Annotated in this window: 20 protein-coding genes and 1 riboswitch; of the genes, 12 read left to right on the top strand and 8 right to left on the bottom strand. The window is 71.4% G+C overall.

Annotation, left to right across the window (positions count from 1 at the left end; all coding sequences use genetic code 11):
• Positions 1-25 precede the first annotated feature (25 nt).
• Complete coding sequence (gene eccD / locus ACLQ23_RS03360; protein WP_355588311.1) at positions 26-1,423, bottom strand: type VII secretion integral membrane protein EccD; 1,398 nt, start codon at positions 1,421-1,423, stop codon at positions 26-28.
• 164 nt (positions 1,424-1,587) lie between these two features.
• Here eccD and eccCa point away from each other — a divergent pair, with 164 nt between their 5' ends.
• The 6 genes from eccCa (at position 1,588) to ACLQ23_RS03330 (ending at position 9,948) form a co-directional block, all read left to right on the top strand.
• Positions 1,588-5,553: a type VII secretion protein EccCa gene (gene eccCa / locus ACLQ23_RS03355; protein WP_355628287.1), complete on the top strand. Its 3,966-nt coding sequence runs from the start codon at positions 1,588-1,590 to the stop codon at positions 5,551-5,553.
• A 255-nt stretch (positions 5,554-5,808) separates the two neighbouring features.
• Entirely contained in the window at positions 5,809-6,117 is a 309-nt protein-coding gene (locus ACLQ23_RS03350; protein WP_053658909.1) for a WXG100 family type VII secretion target, read from the top strand.
• Between the two features lie 25 nt (positions 6,118-6,142).
• On the top strand, positions 6,143-6,421 hold the full coding sequence (locus tag ACLQ23_RS03345) for a WXG100 family type VII secretion target (RefSeq protein ID WP_053658911.1): 279 nt from the start codon (positions 6,143-6,145) through the stop codon (positions 6,419-6,421).
• Between the two features lie 83 nt (positions 6,422-6,504).
• Positions 6,505-7,977 carry a S8 family serine peptidase gene (locus ACLQ23_RS03340; protein WP_355588315.1) on the top strand — a complete coding sequence of 491 codons (1,473 nt, stop codon included), beginning with the start codon at positions 6,505-6,507 and terminating at the stop codon, positions 7,975-7,977.
• A 40-nt stretch (positions 7,978-8,017) separates the two neighbouring features.
• Positions 8,018-8,581, top strand: a complete 564-nt coding sequence (locus ACLQ23_RS03335) for a WXG100 family type VII secretion target (protein ID WP_355588317.1) — start codon at positions 8,018-8,020, stop codon at positions 8,579-8,581.
• 17 nt (positions 8,582-8,598) lie between these two features.
• Positions 8,599-9,948, top strand: coding sequence for a WXG100 family type VII secretion target (locus ACLQ23_RS03330; protein WP_355628289.1), 1,350 nt, complete (start codon positions 8,599-8,601; stop codon positions 9,946-9,948).
• A 73-nt stretch (positions 9,949-10,021) separates the two neighbouring features.
• Here the strand turns inward: ACLQ23_RS03330 and mycP are convergent, their stop codons facing one another.
• Together mycP and ACLQ23_RS03320 are read right to left on the bottom strand one after the other, a co-directional pair.
• Complete coding sequence (gene mycP / locus ACLQ23_RS03325; RefSeq protein WP_355632339.1) at positions 10,022-11,257, bottom strand: type VII secretion-associated serine protease mycosin; 1,236 nt, start codon at positions 11,255-11,257, stop codon at positions 10,022-10,024.
• Positions 11,258-11,308: 51 nt separating this feature from the next.
• On the bottom strand, positions 11,309-11,650 hold the full coding sequence (locus ACLQ23_RS03320) for a helix-turn-helix transcriptional regulator (protein WP_355588323.1): 342 nt from the start codon (positions 11,648-11,650) through the stop codon (positions 11,309-11,311).
• Positions 11,651-11,853: 203 nt separating this feature from the next.
• Here ACLQ23_RS03320 and ACLQ23_RS03315 point away from each other — a divergent pair, with 203 nt between their 5' ends.
• Positions 11,854-12,597 carry a carbonic anhydrase gene (locus ACLQ23_RS03315; protein ID WP_425734664.1) on the top strand — a complete coding sequence of 248 codons (744 nt, stop codon included), beginning with the start codon at positions 11,854-11,856 and terminating at the stop codon, positions 12,595-12,597.
• A gap of 80 nt (positions 12,598-12,677) precedes the next feature.
• Here the strand turns inward: ACLQ23_RS03315 and ACLQ23_RS03310 are convergent, their stop codons facing one another.
• Together ACLQ23_RS03310 and ACLQ23_RS03305 are read right to left on the bottom strand one after the other, a co-directional pair.
• A complete protein-coding gene (locus ACLQ23_RS03310) occupies positions 12,678-13,697 on the bottom strand; it encodes a coiled-coil domain-containing protein (RefSeq protein ID WP_355588325.1) in 1,020 nt (339 codons plus the stop codon).
• Between the two features lie 4 nt (positions 13,698-13,701).
• Positions 13,702-13,832, bottom strand: a riboswitch (cyclic di-AMP (ydaO/yuaA leader).
• Between the two features lie 166 nt (positions 13,833-13,998).
• The gene (locus ACLQ23_RS03305) at positions 13,999-15,336 is read right to left on the bottom strand and encodes a YibE/F family protein (RefSeq protein WP_355588327.1); all 1,338 of its coding nucleotides are present in this window, start codon (positions 15,334-15,336) and stop codon (positions 13,999-14,001) included.
• Positions 15,337-15,649: 313 nt separating this feature from the next.
• Between ACLQ23_RS03305 and ACLQ23_RS03300 the strand changes: the two genes are divergently transcribed.
• Positions 15,650-17,725: a heavy metal translocating P-type ATPase gene (locus tag ACLQ23_RS03300; RefSeq protein ID WP_425734665.1), complete on the top strand. Its 2,076-nt coding sequence runs from the start codon at positions 15,650-15,652 to the stop codon at positions 17,723-17,725.
• A 42-nt stretch (positions 17,726-17,767) separates the two neighbouring features.
• Here ACLQ23_RS03300 and ACLQ23_RS03295 read toward each other — a convergent pair whose 3' ends face one another.
• Positions 17,768-18,064: a metal-sensitive transcriptional regulator gene (locus tag ACLQ23_RS03295; RefSeq protein ID WP_053658928.1), complete on the bottom strand. Its 297-nt coding sequence runs from the start codon at positions 18,062-18,064 to the stop codon at positions 17,768-17,770.
• A 151-nt stretch (positions 18,065-18,215) separates the two neighbouring features.
• Here ACLQ23_RS03295 and ACLQ23_RS03290 point away from each other — a divergent pair, with 151 nt between their 5' ends.
• From ACLQ23_RS03290 to ACLQ23_RS03275, 4 genes are all read left to right on the top strand, one after another.
• Positions 18,216-18,425: a heavy-metal-associated domain-containing protein gene (locus tag ACLQ23_RS03290; RefSeq protein WP_355588329.1), complete on the top strand. Its 210-nt coding sequence runs from the start codon at positions 18,216-18,218 to the stop codon at positions 18,423-18,425.
• 14 nt (positions 18,426-18,439) lie between these two features.
• Complete coding sequence (locus tag ACLQ23_RS03285) at positions 18,440-19,399, top strand: hypothetical protein (RefSeq protein WP_355632357.1); 960 nt, start codon at positions 18,440-18,442, stop codon at positions 19,397-19,399.
• 11 nt (positions 19,400-19,410) lie between these two features.
• On the top strand, positions 19,411-21,660 hold the full coding sequence (locus ACLQ23_RS03280; protein ID WP_355632341.1) for a heavy metal translocating P-type ATPase: 2,250 nt from the start codon (positions 19,411-19,413) through the stop codon (positions 21,658-21,660).
• Between the two features lie 74 nt (positions 21,661-21,734).
• Positions 21,735-21,908, top strand: a complete 174-nt coding sequence (locus ACLQ23_RS03275) for a CsbD family protein (protein ID WP_053659429.1) — start codon at positions 21,735-21,737, stop codon at positions 21,906-21,908.
• A gap of 84 nt (positions 21,909-21,992) precedes the next feature.
• Here ACLQ23_RS03275 and ACLQ23_RS03270 read toward each other — a convergent pair whose 3' ends face one another.
• Together ACLQ23_RS03270 and ACLQ23_RS03265 are read right to left on the bottom strand one after the other, a co-directional pair.
• A complete protein-coding gene (locus ACLQ23_RS03270) occupies positions 21,993-22,628 on the bottom strand; it encodes an SAM-dependent methyltransferase (RefSeq protein ID WP_355632344.1) in 636 nt (211 codons plus the stop codon).
• Between the two features lie 92 nt (positions 22,629-22,720).
• Positions 22,721-23,356 (bottom strand): dihydrofolate reductase family protein, encoded by a 636-nt coding sequence (locus ACLQ23_RS03265; protein ID WP_355588337.1) that lies wholly within the window; start codon positions 23,354-23,356, stop codon positions 22,721-22,723.
• Positions 23,357-23,368 lie beyond the last annotated feature (12 nt).

Below are 23,368 nucleotides of genomic sequence, written 5' to 3'. Positions count from 1 at the left end.
GCGGCGCCCCCGGCAGCCGGCAGGGTCAGGGCCGCAGGTTGACGATCCAGCCGTACAGGCCGCAGACCCAGAAGGCGAGCGGAACCAACGAGATGATCAGCATGATCTCGACGATGTCGAGCAGCCGGCCCCAGACCGGCGAGATGCGCTTGCCGGCGACGGTCAGACCGTAGATCAGGCTGATCACGGCCGCCAGCAGCAGCCCACCGAGGATGAGACCCAGCCGGACCGGCAACGAGCCGCCGGCGAAGGTGGCCGCTGCTGCCAGGCCCAGCCCGACCGTGCCGGCGAGCAGCACCGGGGTGCGCTGCGCCCGGCCCAGGAGCGGACGGGCGCGCAGCAGCGAGAGCAGGGCCAGCACCAGGCACAGCAGCACCGCCGGCAGGCGGCCATCCAGGGCCAGCACCAACTGCGCGCCGAGCACCAGGATCGACACCGTCCACAGCAGACCGGTGAGGAACTGGTCGGCCCGGTCGCTGCGTTCGAGCACCAGCCGGCCGTCGACCGACTCGCTGTCGGTCTTCAGGTCCTCCGGACCGGTCGGGATCGACGGCACCGGCAGCCGGGCCAGCCGGTAGGCGATCATCGGCAGCGCAGGCACCGCGCCGAACGCGACAGCCGCCACCACCGCTGCCGCCGCCGCCGCGTCGAGCCCGAAGGCGAGGCAGAGCAGTGCGCCCAGACCGGCCCCCGCGCCCACCCCTATCGCGGCGAAGAAGAGCGGGTACCGGTCACCGACGGCCAGCACCGCCACCGCACCGGCGACCACCACGGCGGTGGCCGCGAGCAGGGCGTGCGGGCTGCCCAGGTCGGTCAGTTGCAGGTCACCCGCGAGCAGCAGCAGACCTCCGGTGCCCGCGTACACCAGACCGACAATGGCCAGGATCGCGCCGGTCCGGCTGTCGCCTGCGGCGCGGGAGAGCACCGCTGCGCCGACTAGGAGCGCCACCGCGACAAGCAGGGCGGCCATCGTGCCGGGCAGGTGCGGGGGACCGGTGAAGAGGGCGGCCAACGCGCCGGCGCCGAACGCCGCCGCGGCGAACAGCACCGCGAACGACCGGGTAGTGCCGGCCTGCCAGGAGCCGGGGCGCTGGTTGGTGGCGGTCGCGACCGCATCCACCACGTCATCGAAGACGATCTCCGGCGCCGCCGCCGACCGGGGATTGAAATACAGCACCTCGCCGTCGCGTACGCCCAACTGCGCGGCGGTACGCCCGCCGTCCAGTGGTGCGCCGCCCAGCCGGGACAGCGCCCAGCCGCCGTGCCGCACACCCTCGTCGGCCAGGTCCTCCCCGGCATAGCGCAGCAGCGTGGGGAGCAGGTCGGCCATCGGTACGTCCGACGGCAGAGCCAGGTCCATCCGCGTACGGGGAGCCACGATGGTGATCCGGCTCAGGCCACCGGTCGCCGTCTTCGTCGCCACAGTGGCCTCCTGGGTCGTCCTACGCTCGGCGGGCGGCGGTGCCGCAGTACGGGTGCACCGCGCCCACGGGAGATTACCTACGATGACGAGCACGTACAGTGCCCACCCGCGGGCTTCGATCCGCGACGGCACGTCATCAGGCCGCTTCTGGGGAGGAGACAGCCGTGAGCACGGTCGTGTTCCGCCGGCTCCCGCGCCAGCCGGGGCCGGCCCTGCCACGCGGCGAGGTGCTGCTGGAGTCGCCGCCCGAGCTGCCCGAGCCGACGCCACGCGGCATGGGGCAACTGCTCATGATCCTGCCGATGGTCTGCGGGGTCGGCGCGATGGCATTCCTCTACGCCGGCCGGGGCGGCGGCATGATGACGTACGTCGCCGGTGGACTCTTCGGCGTCTCGATGCTCGGCATGGCGATCGGCTCGCTCGCCAACAGCGGCGGCAGCGACAAGGCCGAGCTGAACGCCGACCGGCGCGACTACATGCGCTACCTGGCCCAGATGCGCAAGCGCACCCGCAGGGCCGCCGAGCAGCAGCGGGCGGCGATGGCCTGGCGGCATCCGGAACCGGACGCGCTCTGGTCGATCGCGGCGTCCCGCCGGCTCTGGGAACGGCGGATCACCGAGGACGACTTCGGCGAGACCCGCATCGCGCTCGGCCCGCAGCGGTTGGCCGTCGAGATCGTCCCGCCGGAGACCAAGCCGGTGGAGGACCTGGAGCCGATGAGCGCCATCGCGCTGCGTCGGTTCGTGCGGGCGCACTCGACAGTGCCGGAGCTGCCGACGGCGCTCTCCGTACGCGCGTTCAGCCGGGTGGTGCTGCGCGGTGACCGGGAGGCGGTGCTCGACCTGACCCGGGCGGCACTGGGCCAGCTGGCAACCTTTCACGCCCCCGACGACATGGTGATCGCGGTGGTCGCCGCGCCCGACCGGCAGGCCGTCTGGGAGTGGGTGAAGTGGCTTCCGCACGCCCACCACAGTGGTCGGACGGACGCAGCGGGTGCCCGCCGGCTGGTCTTCGCCAGCCTGGCCGAGGCCGAGGAGTCGCTGAACAGCGAACTGGGCGGGCGTCCCCGCTTCACCGCCGAGGCCAAGCCGCTGACCACCGCGCCGCACCTCGTCGTGGTGATCGACGGCGGCGAGGTCGCGCCGACCTGTCAGCTGGTGGGCCAGGGTCTGCTCGGCGCCACCACCATCGACCTCTCCGGGACGGTGCCGCGCGACGCCGGCCGTTGGCTGCTCTGCCTTGACGCCGGCGACGGCAGCTCACTCGAACTGATCCGGGGCACCTCGTCGACGGCACTCGGCCGACCGGACCGGCTCACCGTCGAGGCCGCCGAAGGGCTGGCCCGGCAGATCGCCCCGTACCGGCTGTCCCAGCAGCAGACCAGCAGCGAGGAGCCGCTGGCCCGCAGCATGGAGCTGCCGGATCTGCTCGGCGTCGGCGACGCGGCGGCAGTCGACGTCCACCAGACCTGGCGGCCGCGTGGCCATCGTGACCGGCTGCGCATCCCGCTCGGCGTCGGCCCGGACGGCAACGTCGTCGAGCTGGACTTCAAGGAGTCGGCGCACGAGGGCATGGGACCGCACGGTCTGGTGATCGGTGCGACCGGCTCCGGCAAGAGCGAACTGCTTCGTACCGTGGTGGCCGCGCTCGCTGTGACCCACTCGTCGGAGGAGCTGAACTTCGTCCTTGTGGACTTCAAGGGCGGTGCGACGTTCGCCTCGCTGGAGGCGCTGCCGCACACAAGCGCCGTCATCACCAACCTGGCCGACGAGCTGCCACTTGTCGACCGGATGCGCGACGCGCTCGCCGGCGAGATGGTGCGCAGGCAGGAGCTGCTGCGGGCGGCCGGCAACTACGTCTCCCGCTTCGAGTACGAGAAGGCCCGCGCGGCCGGCGAGCCGCTGGCCCCGATGCCCAGCCTGCTGATCATCTGTGACGAGTTCAGCGAGCTGCTGGCCGCCAAGCCCGACTTCATCGACCTGTTCGTGATGATCGGCCGGCTCGGTCGGTCGCTCGGCGTGCACCTGCTGCTCGCCAGCCAGCGCCTCGAAGAAGGCAAGCTGCGTGGCCTGGACACCCACCTGTCGTACCGGATCGGTCTGCGCACCTTCTCGGCGGTGGAGAGCCGGATCGTGCTCGGTGTGCCGGACGCGTACGAGTTGCCGAACGCGCCGGGGCACGGCTACCTGAAGACCGACACCAGCACGATGCTGCGCTTCCGGGCCGCGTACGTCTCCGGGCCGTACCGGGCGCCCGGCCAGCAGGCATCCGCGTCGCAGGCACTGGTGCAGCGCCGGATCGTGCCGTACGGCGTCGACTTCCTGCCGGCGCAGGCCCCGCAGATGCCTGTGGACTCCGCGCCGGAGCCGGAGCAGCCGGCCGACGGTAAGGCCGTCGCGATGCTTGACGTGCTGATCGACCAGCTCAAGGGCCGGGGCCGCCCGGCGCACCAGGTGTGGCTACCGCCGCTTGCGGACCCGCCGGGTCTGGGCGAGCTGCTCGGCCCGCTGGCCGTCGACCCGACGTACGGGTTGTGCACCGCGTCCTGGCCGGGCCGGGGTCGGCTCACGGTGCCGGTAGGCGTTGTGGACCGTCCGTACGAGCAGCGCCGTGACCCGATGATGGTCGAGCTCGCCGGGGCCGGCGGCAACGTGGTCATCGTCGGTCGTTCGCTAAGCGGCAAGAGCACGATGCTGCGGACGTTGCTCGCCTCGCTGGCGCTCACCCACACGCCGCGTGAGGTGCAGTTCTTCTGCCTGGACTTCGGTGGCGGCGCGCTGCGCAGTCTGGAGCGGCTGCCGCACATGGCGGGGGTGGCCGGGCGGCGCGACGTCGAGGCGGTGCGCCGTACGGTGGCCGAGGTCGTCGCCGTGCTTGACGACCGGGAGACGCGTTTCGCCCAGCACGGCATCGACTCGGTGGCCAGCTACCGCCGTCGCCGGGCAACGGGCGAGTTCGCCGACGACCCGTTCGGTGACGTGTTCCTGGTGGTGGACGGCTGGAACACGCTGCGCCAGGAGTACGAGGAGCTGGAGCAGACCATCACGACGCTCGCCAACCGGGGCCTCGGCTTCGGCGTGCACGTGGTGCTCACGGCGGTGCGGTGGGCGGAGATCCGGATCAACATGCGGGACCTGCTCGGCACCAAGCTCGAACTGCGCCTTGGGGACGCGGCGGAATCCGAGATCGACCGCCGGGCGGCAATGAACGTGCCGGAGAAGTCACCCGGCCGTGGCCTGACCCGGGACAAGCTGCATTTCCTCACCGCCATTTCGCGGATCGACGGCCGGCGGGACATCGACGATCTGAGCGAGGCGTCGGTCGCGCTTGCCGGGCACGTGGCGGCCAACTGGCCGGGTCGCCCGGCGCCGAAGGTGCGGCTGCTGCCGCGTCGGCTGGCGGTGTCCGAGCTGGCGCGGATCATCGACCGGTCGGCGCCCGGCCTGCCGATCGGCGTCAACGAGTCGGCGCTCGCCCCGGTCTATCTGGACCTGGCGAACGAGCCGCACCTGACGGTGTTCGGCGACGCCGAGTGCGGCAAGACCAACCTGCTGCGGCTGATCGCCCGTGGCATCACCGAGCGGTACACGCCCGCTCAGGCCCGGTTGGTGATCGCCGACTACCGGCGCGGGCTGCTGGGCGCGGTGGAGGGCGATCACCTGCTCGACTACGCGCCGTCCAATCAGGCGTTCGCGCAGGGGCTCGGCTCGATCCGCAGCGCGCTGTCCAACCGGTTGCCCGGCCCGGACGTGACCACCGCCCAGCTGCGCGACCGCAGCTGGTGGAAGGGCCCGGACCTGTACATCCTTGTCGACGACTACGACCTGGTGGCCTCCGGTGGCAGCAATCCGCTCAGCGCTTTGCAGGAGTTGTTGCCGCAGGCCCGCGACATCGGCCTGCACCTGATCATCACCCGGCGGGTGGGCGGGGTGTCCCGTGCGCTCTACGAGCCGGTGCTGCAACGGTTGCGGGAGCTTGACTCGCCCGGCCTGCTGATGTCCGGCAGTCGGGAGGAGGGCGCGGTCTTCGGCACGCTGCGGCCGAGCCCGCAGCCACCCGGCCGGGGCACCCTGGTCCGTCGGCGCGATGGCCAACAGCTCATCCAGACCGCTTGGTCCGAGCCGTCGTAACCGCGTTCGTCAAGTCGCGCATTAATGCGACGCCGCGAATTTATCGCCCGCGTCAAATACCTGGCCCGTAAAGCCGCAATCACATCGGCTGATTCATCACTATTCACCTACGGCTGCCTACCAGGGCTGCGAGGACTGGACGGACTCCGCTACGGTCTCTGTTGGAGTGTCCGTCGGTGGGGTGTTTTGCTGCCTTGCCGCGGGGGAGGGGGCGCGGCAAAGCCGACGCCACAACATGACGGAAGGGTGTGAAGCATGGCGTTCGAGGTCGAAGCTGCGACTCTGCATACCGCCGCGAGTGACGTGCGGTCTACGCGTAGCGAGGTCGACGGCGAGCTGAAGAAGCTGTGGAACGTAGTCGACGACCTGGCCATGGCGTGGAAGGGTCAGGCGTCCACGGGCTTCCAGTCGCTGATGACGCGTTGGAACGAGGACACCGTCAAGCTGCTGACCGCGATGGACGACATCGCGGACCTGCTCGACAAGTCGGGTACGACGCACCAGGTCAACGACGAAGAGCAGCAGCAGATGCTGGACAAGTTCCACTCTGCTCTCAACCCGTGATCCCGTAGCGAGCAGAGGAGGAAACATGGCGATCAAAGTTGACTACGCGGTCCTCGAGAGCAGCAACCAGCAGATGCAGGCCATCTCGAAGACCATCGACGAGAAGCTCGACACGCTGCGGTCGATGCTCTCGAAGCTCGAGTGGGACGGCCAGGACCGCGTCGCCTACGAGCAGCACCAGGCGAAGTGGGACCAGGCCGTCCGGGACATCAACCGGGTCCTGAACGAGATCGGTGGTGCTGTCGGCATCGCCCGTGAAAACTACGTCTCCACCGAGATGAGCAACTCGAAGGTGTGGGGCTGAGACAATCGCCGGTGCGGCTCCGGTCCGGTTCGACCGGGCCGGAGCCGCATTGCGTTGGCGTCGGCACAGGTTCTGGGAGAGCGATGCGTACGGGGAATCGTTTCCGATCGGCCCGGCTCGCGGCTGCGGCCGCAGTGGCGTTGTGTGCCGCGCTGGTTCCCGCCGTTGTCGCACCGGCACCTGCTCACGCCGCCGACACGGTCCGGGGCCTGCAGTGGTATCTCGACTCGCTGAAGATCCCCCAGGCGCAGAAGCTCACGCAGGGCAGGGGCGTCGTGGTCGCCGTCATCGACGGTGGGGTGGACGCCAGCCATCCAGACCTTCGCGGCCAGGTGTTGGCGGGGCACGGTGTCAACGCCGCCGCCGCGCCGGACGGGCGACGTGACGACGACCGGGAAAAGGGGCACGGCACGTCGATGGCCGGCATCATCGCCGGGCGTGGTGGTGACCAGATGCGGCAGTTGGGCATCGCCCCGGCCGCGAAGATCCTGCCGGTCTCGATGGGTGCCCGGTTCAACAGCGACGACGTGACCCGCGCCGTCCGGTGGGCGGCCGACGCCGGTGCCGACGTCATCAACCTCTCCGTGGGCGTCGGCGAGGGCGCTCCGCCCCCGGAGTTGGCCGACGCGATCACATACGCGTTGAGCAAGGACGCCGTGCTGGTGGCGTCTGCCGGAAACGTGGAGCAGGGCGATCAGCGCGTCACCTCGCCGGCAAACATCCCCGGCGTCATCGCCGTGTCCGGTCTGGACAAGCGGGGCAACTTCTTCGCCGGCTCGGTGCGGGGCCCGGAGACGGTGATCGCGGCACCGATGGAGAGCATCATCGGGCCGGCACCCAAGGCGGTCTCGTCCAACGGCTACACGGTGGGCAGCGGCACCAGTTCGTCCGCCGCCATCATCTCCGGGGTGGTGGCACTGATCCGCGCCAAATATCCGCAGCTCGACGCGGCAAACGTCATCAACCGCCTGATCAAGACGGCCCGCGACGCCGGGCCGGCAGGCCGTGACCAGCAGTTCGGCTTCGGCGCGGTCGACCCGGTCGCCGCGCTGACCCGCTCGGTGCCAGCGGTGACGGCCAACCCGCTGTTGGAGGGCGCGACCGAGCCGACCCGGCCCGGCGGTGCCGCCCGGCCCGACGATGACGACGGTCCAGCTGTCGAGTTCGGGGTGTCGAACAAGGCCGGCGCGATCGTCCAGGTCGTGCTCTGCGTGGCAGTGCCGATCGTCGCGTTGATCGTCCTGCTGGTGGTGCTCAGGCGCCGCAAGCGGCGTACCCCGGCCGTGCCCGGCCCGTCTGCCGGCGCACAGGGGCCGCCGCCGCCCGGTTGGCCCTCCGGCCCGGCCGGCTGGCAGAGCCCGCCGGGGCACGTCGCGCCGCCGCAGCCCGTTCCGGGGTACGGTCCGCCGCCGGGCCAGCACGGTTATCCGCCGCCGGGCTATCCGCCGCCGGCTGGCCAGCCCGCACCGGGCTATCCGCCGGCCGCGCCGCCTCCGGGCGGACCAGGGTGGCCGGGCACGGGCCAGGTGCCGCCGCAATCCGGCCCACAGCAGTAGTGAGCACAGACCACAAGTCAGGGTTTCGGGGAGGGGACCGATGACGGACGACAGGACCAGCCAGCCGGAACGGTTCAAGATCGACGACATGTACGTTCCGATTCCGGTGGGCACGAATCCGGTGTCGGGCGTGGCGTTGACCGGTCTGGAATTCGACAACGTCAACCATGCCGCCACGCCGGAGGGTCTCGTCACCGCGCCCGGCGAGGCCGGCGTCAAGACCGAGTGGGACGCGAGCAGCCTCGATTCGGCGATCGACTGGCTGGAAACCCACGCCGCCTACCTGAACAAGCTCACCTACAAGATGGTCGACATCCAGGATCTGATGGGTGGAGCGACCGCGGGCATGGCGGGTGGGGTCGGCGGCCAGGCGAGCCCGCTCGGTGGGTTCGAATGGGCGGGCCGGTTGGCTGCCAAGCATCAGGGGCTCTACCGGGACACCGAGGCTGGTGTGCAGAGGCTCGCCCAGAATCTCTACGACGCGGCGGAGGCGTTGCGTCAGGTCAAGCAGAACTACGAGACGGCGGAGGAACAGAACAGGATGTCCGCCCTCGACATGCAGCGGGTCTTCGGTGACGTGGCCGGCCGCGGCGACGGCCGTTAGGACGGGGAGGACGGCAAATGGCTCTGAGCTGGGAAGAGATGTGCCAAAAGGTCGTCATTGACGGCCGGCCTGGTGACGTGGAGAGCGCGGCGCTCGGTTGGGAACAGCTGATCAAGAACCTCAACAACGTCAAGCAGAGCCTCGAAGCCAACATCAAGGACCTGGGCAATACCTGGAAGGGTCCGGCGTACGAGGAGTTCAAGGGCCACATCGAGCTGATCGCCAAGGACACCGGTCAGCTCGTGGCGGACACCGAGAAGGGCGGCGGCATCGTCCAGTCGCTCAAGACAGCCGCCGACAGCCTCAGCGCCGCCCAGCGGGACTTCCCGATCCCGGCGACCTGCGTCAACGACGTCCTGGAGGCGCGCAACGCCAAGCTGACCATCGGTGTCGGTTTCTTCGAGGCCAAGGTCTCGCCGGACTTCCTCGGCTGGCTCGACCCGGTGAGTGCCGTCGCCGACTGGATCAACGACCAGTCCAAGGACGCTGCCGAGGTCTATCAGCGGGTAAGCGGCGAGTACCAGACCATCGCCCCGAACACCCCCGGTAATGCCTTGCCCGGTGACACCGCGGACCCGACCCGTCAGCAACCGAATCTGGGTGGTGGCGGTGGTGGTGGCGGCGGTGTCGGTGGTGTGCCGAACATCGGCGGCGGCGGGCCCGGCGGTGGTCTGGGCGCCAAGCCCTCGATCAGCGGGGCGAGCCTGGTGCCGGAGACGGGCAACCTGTCCGGGGGGTCCGGCATCCACCCGGCCTTCTCGGGTGAGCCCGGCACGGGCAGCTACCCGGGTGTCGGCGGTGTCCCCGGCACTGGCGGTCCCGAGGAGGAGTACAGCAGCGGTCTCGCGGGCGCCGGCGGTGTGCCGGGTCTCGGCTCCGGCGGTGGTGGCGGCCTCGGTTCCGCGGGTCTCGGCGCTGGCGGTGGGGTCGGCGGTGGCGGCAGCGGTCTGGGCAGCGCAGGAGCGGGCGGTGGCGCTCCCGCCGGTGGCGGCGCCCTCGGCCGAGCGGTCTCCCCTGGCATGGGCCCGATGATGGGCGGCGGCGGTGCCGCGGGCGCCGGTCGCGGTGGAGGCCGGGGTGCGGGTGGCCGGCTCGGCGCGGGCGGCAAGCCGGGCGGCGGGATGATGCCCGGAATGGGCGGCGTCGCCGCTGGTGGCGGCGGTGCAGGTCGGGGCGGTGCGGGTCGCGGCGCAGCGGGTGCCGGTGCGGCCGGTCGGGGCGCGGGTGCCAGAGGTGCCGGCGGGATGGCCGGGATGGGCGGCGGTGCCGGCTACGGCGAGGACGACACCTCGCGCAACACCTGGCTTGAGGAGGACGAGGACGTGTGGGGTGCCGACGGCGGGGGAACGTCAGGCATCCTGCGCTGAACGTCCGCGTGTGACGGTGCCGATGCGGTCGACCGCATCGGCACCGTTTCCTGTTCGACGCCGGTGGACGTCGTCAGCCGGTGACGGGCGTGTCGGGGCGTCGGCCGGGTCGCCAGCCGCGTCGACGGCCCCGCGCGACGATCGGTCGCGCGATGAGCAGCAGCCCGGCGAGCAGACCGCCGACCACGGCGGCCCAGAGCGCGACTGTGCGTTGCCAGCTCAGCGGGTCGGCCGCGTTGTCAGGGGCCGGGAGCGCGTCGGGAGGCGGGTCCGAGCGGGTGCCCAACAGGCTCGACACCGCCCGGTACGGGTTGACCACGCCGAAGCCGACCTCCGCGTTGTGCCCGTCCGGCGGGTTGTCAGCGGTTCGTTCCAGCCGTTCGGCGACCTGTTCCGGTGTGAGGTCCGGGTGGGCGGATCGGACCAGCGCGGCCACGCCCGAGACGTACGCGGCGGCGAAGCTGGTGCCGCCCGTCGGCTCGGCGCGGTAGCCGGCGCCGCCCGGTGCGGGGCCGACGATGTTCAACCCGGGCGCGGCGACGTCGACGTACGCGCCGCTGACCGAGGTGCCCACGTGGCCGCCCTGCTCGTCCACACCGGCGACCGCGATCACGCCGGGGTACGCGGCAGGGTAGGCCGGTTTGTCCTCCTGCTGCTCCTGCCGGTTTCCGGCTGCGGCGACCAGCACGACCCGCTTGGCGAGGGCGCGTTCGACGGCCTTTGCCAGCTCGGGGCGGGGCAGCGTCACCAGGGAGAGATTGATCACGTCGGCGCCGTTGTCGACAGCCCAGTCGATGGCCGAGGCGATCTGCCCCGGTAGGGCTTCGTCGTTTGTGCCCTTGGCGTCCGGCAGGACCCGGATCGGCAGGATGCGGGCCCCCGGGGCGACGCCGCTGAAGGGTGCCCCGGTGCCGTCCCGGCCGGCGATGATGCCGGCCACCATCGTGCCGTGACCGACAAGGTCGCACTGGCCCTGCTTGGCGGGCAGGGCGTTGAAGTCGCGCCCCGCGAGGACCTGACCTTTCAGCAGGGGGTGGATTGCGGAAACCCCGGAGTCGATCACCGCGACCGTCACTCCGGCACCCCGGGAGAGGGGCCAGGCGGACGCGGGGTCAAGCCGGCGCAGCCCCCACGGGATCTCCACCAGACCGTCCTCCCCGGCCGGGCCGCAGGTGGGCGGTGCCGCGACGGCGGGGGAGGCGGGGACCACCAGGGCGGTGCCGAGCAGGGCCGCCAGCGTTCCACTGAGGACTGCTCGAACGCCACGGTGTGATCCCGTGGTCGCGCTGGGCGGCAGGCTTTGGCGCACCCGCAAAGATTACCGCCGTGCCGCATCAGGCAGCGTCCCGGCGGGGACCGGTCACGGCTGGTGTGCGTCGTCCTCGGTTGGCGCTTCGGCGAAGAGCGCGAGCAGGTCACCGACCTGGCGGTACGCCTCGGCGGGGTGCCGGAACCGGCCGGCCGGGTTGAGGGTGTACTCGTTGCGGCGCCCGACCCGCGTGCGGTGCAGGTAACCGCCTGCCTCCAGGTCGGCGACGATGGCCTGGGCGGCGCGTTCGGTGACGCCGACCTCGGCCGCCACGTCCCGCAGCCGAGCGGTGGGATCGCGGGCGATGGCCAGCAGCACATGCCCGTGATTGGTGAGGAATGTCCAGTTCCGGCCGCTGCCTGGGCTGCCGTCAGCTGTCGCCGTGCTCGCCATCGTGGGACCGCCTCTCCGGTTGCCCGCCCTCGCCTCGCGCCTGTCGCAGGCGGGTCGAACCGGGCCAACGTATGAAATCTATATCACGCATATCTTGACGCATCTTCTGGTGCGTGTGAACGTGGAGCCCGAGCCAGCGCCCGCCGCCGGGCCGGTCGACGTGCGGGTTGAGCAGGCCAAATGCGTGGAGACGAGGTGCGGGGATGAGCCGTTCCGTAATGCCCGGCGGGCAGCCGGGGCCGCAGCGGGCCACCGATCAGGCACCGGCGCTCACCGAGCCGTCGCGGGCGTACGCCGAACTGGCCGACGGCAACCGGCGCTTCGTCAGCGGCGCTCCACGCCACCCCAACCAGGGCGCCGAACACCGCGCCGCGGTGGCCGACGGGCAGCACCCGTTCGCGGTGATCGTCGGCTGTTCCGACTCCCGGTTGGCCGCCGAGATCATCTTCGATCGGGGCCTGGGTGACCTCTTCGTGGTCCGTACGGCCGGGCACATCGTGGGTCCGGAGGTGCTGGGCAGCGTGGAGTACGCGGTGACAGTGCTCGGCACCCCGCTGGTGGTGGTGCTCGGTCACGACTCCTGCGGTGCCGTGCAGGCGGCCCGTGAGGCCGCCGCCACCGGCACGGCACCCGTGGGGCACCTGCGCGCGGTGGTCGACGCGGTGCTGCCCAGCCTGCGGCGCGCCACGGCCGAGGGTGTGGACGACATCGACGGCATCGTCGACATCCACATCGCGCAGACTGTCGAGACGCTGCTCGGGCAGTCGCCGGTACTGGCCGAGGCTGTGGAGCAGGGCCGGTGCGCGGTGGTGGGGATGTCGTACCGTCTCGCCATCGGTGGGGTGCGTCCGGTGACCGCCGTGCCGGTCGGCGCCGCGACCCTCGACGTGCCGAGCATCGACGTGCCGAGCGTCCCGGACGGCCCGGCCGCGACCGCCGCCGCCTGACAACTGGACCGCCGACCCGCCACGTGCGACGAGGGCCGCCCCGCGTGGTGCGGGGCGGCCCTCGTCTGCGGTACGTGCCGTCAGAGCAGTGACATGTGGACGTGGTCGGTGTGGTTCGACGGTCCGCTGTACGAGCTCCACCCGGTCGCCGGGAACCAGATCTGCCGGTTCCAGATCACGTAGTAGATGCCGAGCCGGTCGGCGTTGCGGATGAGGAACGCTGCGACGTTGTTGCCGTACTTGCGGGTGTCCTCGTTGTGCCACGGGGAGAAGCCGCTCTTCTGCAGCGACCAGTCGCAGGCGCGGCCCTTCGGGTGCTCCCACGGCCCGCCGGGGCGGTAGCAGCCGACGAACCGGGTGAAGCCGGCCCGCCTGACCTCCTTGTAGGCGTGCAGGGTGCGAGGTGTGACGCAGCCGGAGGTGGTCGGGTCGTCCTCGCTGCACGACTGCGGCTTCCAGTCGCCGTCGGCGGTGCGACCCGGGCCGATCTTCGCGACCGGCGAGGTGGCGTCCACGAGACCGCCTGTGAAGCCCTTGCCGCCGACGAGGGAGAGCGCCTTGTCCGCCTCGCTCTTGCGCTTGGCCATCAGGGCGGTCTGCTTCTGCTGCTCGCGGACCTCCGTGTCGAGGGCCAGCTTGGCCTGCTCGGCGCGGATCTTCACCGCGTTGACCTCGGCGAGCTTCTTCTCGTTGATCATGTTGAGCTCGTCGAGGGCCGCGGCCCGCTTGACGAAGGTGTCGGGAGCGTTGCTGTCAAGCAGCATCGCCATCGCGCCGACGCGGCCGGTGCGGTACGACTGGGCGGCGATCTGCGCGACCTGTGGTGCCAACGCGTCCAGGTCGGCCTTGGCACGCTCGACCTCGATCGCCAACTCCAGCTGCCGCTTCTTGGACTTGTCCAGCTTGGACTTGGCGGCGGAGTAGTCGCGGTTGGCCTGCTCGATGACGTCGTTGAGCAGCTTCGGCTCGCCGTCCTCCTCGTGCCCGGACGGTGTGGGGGTCGTCGGGGCGGCGTGGGCCGGTACGGGCCCGGCGAGCACGGTCAGTGCGGCGATCACGGCCACCACAGGTGTCAACCAGCGGCGTAGGGGTGCCGTCACAATGTTCCCTTCCGTCGACCGCCGACCGGGTTAGCTGACGGGTTCGGGGCGGAAGTGGCCCCTACCGCTTGCGCGGATTCACCCCAGGTACCTGGGTCCCCGGCTCGCCGGTTGGCGATTGGGCGGTGGCACCGCAGGCGCCGCTTCGCGCCTTCATCGGTAACCGGCAGCGAGGTTACCCGAGAGTCGGCCGGGTGAGCTACGCCTGGATGCCCACCAAAAGCGTCATATCGCCATGGCGTTGAGTGACCAGTGCTGCGGTCGTCAGGGCGGGGGCCCGATCTGGTCACGCTGAGGAGTGTCACCATGCCGTCTTCGTGCTCCTGTCCGGCTCTGGCCACTGGTCGGTGGCGGTGGATGGGGGTGGGGTGTGCTCGGGGTCGGGCCGGCCCGCGCGTGGACGGCTGAGGGCAGCCAGTACGTCGGCTCGCTCCGGTCGCGGCCGGGGCGCGTCGCCGGCCGGTGTCGAGCCGGCGGCGGTCACCAGAGCGGCCAGCCCTGTGGTCAGCGGTACGGCGGCGATCAGGCCGAGTGTGGCGACCGCACTGCGGACGATCTCCTGTGCCAGGAACTCGCTTGTCAGGATCTGCGTGATGGGTCGTGTGTCGGCGGTGAGCAGGAGCAGCAGCGGCAGCGAGGCGCCCGCGTACGCCAGGACGATTGTGTTGACCGTGGAGGCGATGTGGGCGCGGCCGACCCGCGTGGCCGCCCGGTAGAGCTGCAATCGACTCAGCCCCGGGTTGGCGTTCGCCAACTCGGTGACGGTGGCCGCCTGGGTGACAGTCACGTCGTCGAGCACGCCGAGTGAGCCGATGATGATTCCGGCGAGCAGCAGGCCGTGCAGGTCCACGTCGGCCTGGAACATCGACAGTGTGGTGGCGTCCTCGCTGCCGAAGCCGGTCAGGTGGGTGGCGGCCGTGGCGACGGTGGCGAGCACTCCGGTGAGGATCAGGCTGCCCAGGGTGCCGAGGACCGCTACCGAGGTCTGTGCGGTGACCCCGTGGGTCAGATAGAGCACCACGAACATGATGAGCGCGGCGCCGACCACAGCCACCAGCAGCGGTGACCTGCCGGCGGCGATGCCCGGCAGCACGAAGGTGAGCAGGATGGCGAAGCTTGCCGCCAGCCCCGCCAGCGCGGCCAGGCCCCGCCACCGGCCGAACGCGACGATCGCCGCGGCGAAGACCACAGCCAGCCACAGCAGCGGCGTTCCGCGCTGGTGCTCGGCGATGTTCCAACTGCTGACGGCGGGATCGGTCGGGTCGGTCAGCTCGACCATTATGACGTCGTCGCCGACCTCGACCCGGGGTGCGCCCGGCCCGGCGGGGATCGGGGTCTGCACCTGCTGGCCGGCGCTCGGCCCGTCCTCGACGCGTACGTCCACCGTGCCGCACGGTCCGGCCGACGGGCCGCCCTCGGGTGTCGGCGCCGGCGGGCAGGGCTCGGTCACCACCCGGGTCACGGTGCCGTGGTACCGCGGCACGTCCGCCCCGCCATCGGTCTGCGGCGACCCGTCCCGTGGCCATAGCACCACCGCCGCGAGAACGGTGGCCACGAAGAGCGGCACCACCGTCGCGACGAGGATCCGTCGCACCCGCGGCGGCGCGGGTGGCGCGGAATGGCTGTGGTCGGAACCCAATGCGAGACTCCCAACGATCCGGTGCGAAGTACGTGTCAGCGGAGCGGTCGGTTCACCGTCGACGGGGGAAACGCCGCGGGAAGCGCGCCGGATCGCCGTCCGGCGATCGTCCGATCACGGACGGTCAACGTCCGGCCCGATCGACGGAAAGCGACGCCACGACGTGGTGGCGTCGCAGCCTGACTGCGCGGCGGCGTATGGAGGCTCATCCTGGGAGATGCTATCCAGCTTGTATCGGGGCGGCAGTTCGTGACGGGGTGTCGGATAAGCGAACCGCGTACGTGGCGGGCCCTCGACCGGGCATGTTTGAGGCATGCCGGCTCTGTCACCGCCCGACCCCGACCACAAGCGGCACGGCACCTCCGCCGCACCCTCCCCGCAGAGCAAGCACGCCGGGCATGACAAGCACGCCGGGCACGACCCGGCGATGTTCCGTCGCCGCTTCTGGGTCTGCCTGGTGCTCACCATCCCGGTGGTACTGACCAGTCATCTCGTATCGGATCAGTTGGGTCTGAATTGGGATTTCCCCGGCCGGTCCTGGCTGGGCCCGGTGCTCGGCTCGGTGGTGTTCTGGTGGGGCGGCTGGCCGTTCCTGGTGGGCGCGGTCCGGGAGGTGCGGGACCGGGCGCCGGGCATGATGCTGCTGATCGCGATGGCGATCACAGTGGCCTACACCGCGTCGCTTGCCACCAGCGTGGGCGCCTTCGACCTGGACTTCTGGTGGGAGTTGGCAGCGCTGGTCACCATCATGCTGCTCGGGCACTGGCAGGAGATGAAGGCCATCGGGCAGGCCCGGGGCGCGCTCGCGGCGCTGGCCGCGCTGCTACCGGACGAGGCCGAGCGGGTGACTGCGGGCGGGCAGGTCGAGGCGGTACCGGTGACCGACCTGCGGATCGACGACGTGGTGCTGGTCCGCCCGGGGGGCCGGGTGCCGGCGGACGGTCGGATCGTCGACGGTAGCGCGGAACTCGACGAATCAATGATCACCGGTGAGTCGCGGCCGGTCGCGCGGTCGGCGGGCGACCGGGTGGTGGCCGGCACCGTGGCCACCGACTCGGCGATCCGGGTACGCGTCGAGGCGCTCGGTGAACAGACCGCGCTCGCCGGCATCCAGCGGATGGTCGCGCAGGCACAGGCCTCCGGTGGCCGGGCGCAACTGCTTGCCGACCGGTTCGCCGCCGCGCTGTTCTACGTTGCCACCGGCACGGCCGTCCTGACAGTGCTGGTCTGGACCCTGCTCGGCCGGCCCGACGAGGCGGTGATCCGCGCGGTCACGGTTCTGGTGATCGCCTGCCCGCACGCGCTCGGGTTGGCCATCCCCCTGGTCGTCGCGCTGTCGACAGCGCTGGCCGCGCGGTCCGGGATCCTCGTCAAGGACCGGTTGGCCCTGGAGCGCATGCGCACGGTGGGCGCTGTGCTCTTCGACAAGACCGGCACCCTGACCCGGGGCGCGCACGTGGTCACCGACGTGGTGGTGGCACCGGGCACCGAGCGGGACGAGGTGCTGCGCATCGCGGCGGGCGTCGAGTCCGACAGCGAACATCCGTTGGCCCGCGCGATCGTGTCGGCTGCTGGGCGCGCCGGACCGGCCCCGGCCGCCGGCTTCCGGTCGCTGCCGGGCCGTGGGGTGCAGGCAACCATCGACGGTACGGAGTACGCGGTGGGCGGGCCGGCGCTGCTGCGGGAGCGGGGCCTGTCGCTTCCGGCGGAGTTGCAGGAGGCGACCGGACGGTGGTCGGCGCGAGGTGCGGCGGTGCTGCATCTGGTGCGGCTGCCGGAGACCGTGCTCGGCGCGTTCGCGCTTACCGACGAGGTGCGTCCGGAGGCCCGCGGGGCCATCGACGAGCTGCGCGCCGAGGGCGTCCGGACGATCGCCATGATCACCGGTGACGCCCGCCCGGTGGCGGAGGCGGTCGCTGCGGAACTCGGCTTCCGGCCCGGAGTCGACGAGGTGTTCGCCGAGGTGCTGCCGGCGGAGAAGGACAGCCGGGTGGCCGAACTCCAGCGGCGGGGGTTGACAGTGGCGATGGTCGGCGACGGGGTGAACGACGCGCCGGCGTTGGCGCGTGCGGACGTGGGCGTCGCCATCGGTGCGGGCACCGACGTCGCGATCGAGTCCGCCGGGGTGGTGCTGGCGTCCTCGGACCCGCGTGGGGTGGGTGCCGTGGTCCGCCTGTCCCGGGCGTCGTACCGGAAGATGCGGCAGAACCTGGCCTGGGCGGCCGGCTACAACGTGGTGGCGTTGCCGCTGGCGGCGGGAGTGTTGGCAGGGGCCGGAGTGGCGTTGAGCCCGGCGGTGGCCGCGCTGCTGATGTCGGCGTCCACAATCGTGGTGGCGCTCAACGCGCAGTTGCTGCGCCGGGTCCGGCTGGGCCCGGCGGCGAAATGAGAACCGGCGGCGGGCTGAGGCGCGGCGGCGGGCTGAGGACCGTCAGCCGCGCTTCATGAGTCGTCCGACCGCCGCCATCATCTCGGTGGCCATCTCGTCGGCCCGGCCCTCGGCGGCGCCCTCGTGCATGCAGTGCCGGGCGTGCCCGTCGAGCAGGCCCAGCGCCACCTTGTCGAGTGCGGCCTGGATCGCGGAGATCTGCGTGAGCACGTCGATGCAGTACCGGTCCTCGTCGACCATCTTCTCGATGCCCCGGACCTGCCCCTCGACACGGCGGAGTCGGGTGAGCAGCTGGTCCTTACTGGCGGTGTACCCGCGGATCGGGGTCGGTGTGGTCATGGCGACCAGGATAGCGTACCCCTGGGGGGTATGGTACTGTCGCTCTCGCCGGATACCCCCACCGGGTACCGGTACACGGCAAACGCACGAGTCCGCCTTCGTATTACCCCCCGGGGGTATATGGTCGGAGGTGACGGAGGGAGTTCGTTCGATGGTCAGCACGACGTACCAGGTGAAGGGCATGACCTGCGGGCACTGCGTCAGCGCGGTAAGCGCCGAGGTGGGCGCCATCGCGGGCGTGCACGACGTCCAGGTCGACCTCGCCAGCGGCCAGGTCACCGTCAGCAGTGAGCAGCCGGTGGCTGTGGAGGACATCCGGGCCGCCGTCGACGAGGCCGGTTACGACCTCGTCGAGGCGTGATCGAAAGGCGTGCGATGAACGCGGTCACCAGACTGGGCGGCTTTGCTCTCGGTCTCGCGGCGGTCTTCGGAGCGGCGTACGGGATCGGCCGGGTCGCCGACCCGGCCGCCGAGAGCCGGCACGACGGCGGTGCCGCACACGCCTCGGACCCCACCGAGCAGGGTGGGCACGACGGGGCGGCCGGGCTGCCCGGCGGCCTGCTCGTCTCCGACCGTGGCTACACCCTCGAACCGGTCGCCGCGCCGGCCGGCGAACTCGCCTTCCGGGTGACCGGGCCGGACGGCCAGCCGGTCACCAGGTACGACGTGGCCCACGACAAGCGGATGCACCTGATCGTGGCACGGCGGGACCTGTCCGGCTTCCGCCATGTCCACCCCGACCTCGCACCGGACGGCACCTGGCGGGTCGACACCCCGCTCGCCGGTCCCGGGCAATGGCGTGCGTTCGCCGACTTCACACCGACCGGCGGTGAACCGCTGACCCTCGGAGTGGACGTGACAGTCCCCGGCGCGCTGACCGAGCGCCCCCTGCCTGCCCCGGCCACCAGCACGACAGTCGACGGTTACACGGTCACGCTGGCCGGCGAGCCGCAGCCTGGCCGCACCTCACCGCTCACCCTCACCATCAGCCGGGACGGCCAGCCGATCACCGACCTGGAGCCCTACCTGGGCGCGTACGGGCATCTGGTGGCGCTGCGCCGGGGCGACCTGGCGTACCTGCACGTCCACCCGGAGGGGGCACCCGGCGACGGGCGGACCCAGCCCGGCCCGGATGTCACATTCTTCGCCGAGGTGCCGTCGGTCGGCAGCTACCGGCTCTACCTGGACTTCCGGCACGGTGGGCGTGTGCACACCGCCGAGTTCACAGTCGTCGCCGGCACCCCGACGGCGGGCGCCCCGACAACGGGTGCCGAGCCCACCCCGAGCGGATCCGCGCCGGCCGACCACGGCACCCCCGGCCACGGGCACAACTGACGGGACGGACGATGACCACCACCAGCAGATCGCTGCCCGAGGCGCCGAACCGGATCGAGCTGGCCATCGGCGGGATGACCTGCGCCGCCTGCGCCGCCCGGATCGAGAAGAAGCTGAACCGGATGGACGGGGTCAGCGCCACCGTCAACTACGCCACCGAGAAGGCCACCGTCCGGTACGCCGACGCTGTCACACCTGACGACCTGATCGAGACGGTGCAGAAGACTGGCTACACAGCCGCTGTGCCGTCGCCGCCCGCCGCCACCGAGGAGCCTGTCGACCCGCTGAAGGGACCGCGTACCCGGTTGTGGGTCTCCGCTGTGCTCACCGTGCCGGTGATCGTGCTGGCCATGGTGCCGCCCTGGCAGTTCGACTACTGGCAGTGGCTGTCGCTGGTCCTGGCCGCCCCGGTGGTGGTCTGGGGTGGGTTGCCGTTCCACCGGGCCGCGTGGACCAACCTGCGGCACGGCGCGGCGACAATGGACACCCTGGTCTCGGTCGGCACCCTTGCCGCGTTCGGCTGGTCGCTGTGGGCGCTCTTCCTCGGCGACGCCGGGATGCCGGGGATGACGCACCCGTTCCGCTTCGACATCACCCGCAGCGACGGCGCCGGCAACATCTACCTGGAGGCCGCCGCCGGGGTGACGGTGTTCATCCTGGCCGGCCGCTACTTCGAGGCACGGTCCAAGCGGACCGCCGGGGCAGCCCTGCGCGCGCTTCTCGAACTAGGCGCACGGGACGTGGCGGTACTACGGGACGGGGTGGAGACCCGGATCCCGGTGGAGCAGCTCGCCGTCGGTGACCGGTTCGTGGTCCGTCCCGGTGAGAAGGTGGCCACCGACGGGGTGGTCGACGAGGGCACCTCCGCAATCGACGCCAGCATGCTCACCGGTGAGTCGGTGCCGGTCGAGGTCGGTCCGGGCGACGGCGTGTTCGGGGCCACGATCAACGCGGGCGGACGTCTCGTCGTCACCGCCACCCGGGTCGGCGGGGACACCCAGCTCGCCCGGATGGCCGACCTTGTCGAGCAGGCGCAGAGCGGCAAGGCGGCAGTGCAGCGGCTCGCCGACCGGATCTCCGGTGTCTTCGTGCCGATCGTCATCACTCTCGCGGTCGGCACGCTCGGCTGGTGGCTCGGCACCGGCGCCGGCCCGACCGCCGCGTTCACCGCAGCCGTCGCCGTGCTGATCATCGCCTGCCCCTGCGCGCTCGGCCTGGCCACCCCGACCGCCCTGCTCGTCGGCACCGGCCGGGGCGCCCAGCTCGGTGTGCTGATCAAGGGGCCGGAGGTGCTGGAGTCGACGCGCCGGGTGGACACGGTGGTGCTGGACAAGACCGGCACCGTGACGACCGGCCGGATGACGCTCGTGGACGTGGTACCGGCCAGCGGTGAGGACCGCGCCGAGCTGCTCCGGCTCGCCGGGGCGGTGGAGGCGGCCTCGGAGCACCCGATCGCCGGTGCGGTCGCCGCCGGTGCCTCCGAAGCCGGCGCGCTGCCCGCGGTGACCGACTTCGCCAACCTCGAAGGACTCGGCGTCACCGGGACGGTCGACGGTCGGGTCTTGCTGATCGGGCGGCCCCGGCTGCTGCGCGAACGCGAGATCGACGTACCGCCGGAGATCGAATGGGCAGTCAGCGAGGCGCAGGCTGCCGGTCGTACGGCGATCGTCGCCGGCTGGGACGGGCGGGCCCGGGGCGTGCTCGCGGTCGCCGACGTGGTCCGGCCGACCAGTCGGGCGGCCGTGGCCCGACTGCGTGACCTGGGGCTCACCCCCGTCCTGCTGACCGGGGACAACACCACAGTGGCCCGCGCTGTCGCCGCCGAGGTGGGCATCGACGAGGTGATCGCCGAGGTGCTGCCGGCCGGCAAGGTCGACGTGATCAAGCGGCTCCAGGCCGAGGGGCGCTCGGTGGCGATGGTCGGTGACGGGGTCAACGACGCCCCGGCGCTGGCCCAGGCCGACCTCGGTCTGGCAATGGGCACCGGCACCGACGTGGCGATCGAGGCGTCCGACCTCACACTGGTCCGGGGTGACCTGGACGCCGCGGTGGACGCCATCCGGCTGGCCCGGCGTACGCTCGGCACCATCCGGGGCAACCTGTTCTGGGCGTTCGGCTACAACGTGGCGGCCCTGCCGCTGGCCGCCGCCGGCCTGCTCAACCCGATGATCGCTGGTGCCACGATGGCGCTGTCCTCGGTGTTCGTGGTGGCCAACAGCCTGCGCCTGCGCCGGTTCCGTTCGGCCGCCGGTGATCTGTGACGACGATAAATGGTTGGACCGGAGATGCCCGGGGTACTTCTGGTGGCGAAGCGACACTCGCAATGGAGGTTGACATGGGTATCGACGACAAGATCAACAACACTAGCGAGAACGCGGCCGGCAAGCTGAAGGAAGGCGCCGGTCGGGCCACCGACAATGAGCGCTTGGAGGCCGAGGGTCGCGCCGACCAGTCCACGGCCAAGCTCAAGCAGGCTGGCGAGAAGATCAAGGACGCTTTCAAGAGCTGACGTACGACGTAACCCGCACGCCGGGCCGGTGATCATTCACCGGCCCGGCGTGCTGTGTGTCCGACCCTCCCCCGCCAGGCGTGCTCACGACCGCCGGGTGGCGCGTACGACGACGTCGTGAAGCGTCTTCTCCTGGCCCGCCGGTCCGGGGAACGTGCGGTGGTGCTCGCCGGCGGTGAGGATCTCCCAGGTGGTGCTGTCCAGGCCGGCGGTGATGTCGGCCAGGGTGACCGATGCCTCATCGGGTGGGTGGTGCCCGTGCCCGGTGGCGCCGGGTGCGTGCAGGTGCCCGACGATCAGGAGGGTGCCGCCGGGCGCCACCCAGGAGGAGATGCGGTCGTAGAAGGCCAACTGCGGCATCGCCGGGTGCGCGTAGTGCGTCGTCACCAGGTCGAAGCGCGCCTCCGGAGCCCACGCCGTGAGGTCCGCCTCCACCCACCGCACCCGCTCGGACACCCCGCTTGCCGTCGCGCGTTCGGCGGCGACGGCGAGGGCAGCCGGGGCGATGTCGACGGCGGTGACCTGCCAGCCGTGCGAGGCGAGCCAGATCGCCTCCGTGCCGGTGCCGCACCCGGCGTCCAGTACCGTGCCCGGCGTCAGCCCGGAGGTCTCCTCTCCCAGGTACGGGTGCGGGTCGTTCGCGCCTGCGGCACCGCCGTGGTGACCCTCCTGCCAGCGCCGCTCCCAGTAGGCCCTGTCGAAATCGTGCTGCCCGCTCATCTGTCTGCTCCTTCGCGCGTCGCCATCGACTGTGACCGGAGTCGGAGCGGGCCGCAAAGATTCTTGCCGAAACGGCAAATGGGCCTACCCGGCTAGCGCAGGACCCGGTACGTCACATGCGTGACGGTCGGCCCGGCAACCGCCGCCACCTGCTCCAGGCGCAGAGAAGTGAGACCGTCGAAGAGCTTCTCGCCGCCGCCGAGGATGACCGGCACCAGGTGCAGTTGCAGGGTGTCGATCAGCCCGGCGGCCAGGTACTGCCGTACCGTGCTCGCCCCGCCCGCGATCGCCACCCGTCGGTCGCCCGCCGCCTCCCGCGCCTGCCGCAGCGCCGACTCGATCCCGTCGGTGACGAACCGGAACTCCGTGCCGCCGTTCATCACCAGCGGCGTCCGGGGGTGGTGGCTGAGCACGAACACCGGGGTACGGAACGGGGGCTCGTCGCCCCACCAGCCCTGCCACGACTCGTCCCAGTCGCCGTCCCCGCCGCCGAACATCCGCCGACCCATGATGTACGCGCCGATGTCGCTTGTCATCTCGTCGACGACCTCCGCGTCGATGTTCCGTTCGCCGCCGGTCAGCCCGTGCTGGGCCCGCCAGGCGTCCAGGCCGAAGACCCACTCGTGCAGCTGGAGACCTCCCCGACCCAGCGGGTCCTGCCGACTCTGCTCCGGCCCGGCCACGTACCCGTCGAGCGATATCGACAGCTGACTGATCACCATGCTCATGTCCTTACGATT

It is taken from the genome of Micromonospora sp. DT41 (genome assembly GCF_049841715.1).
Lineage (GTDB): Bacteria > Actinomycetota > Actinomycetes > Mycobacteriales > Micromonosporaceae > Micromonospora > Micromonospora profundi.
Note: the sequence above shows the minus strand (reverse complement) of the source record. Positions and strands in the feature narration are given on the sequence as shown.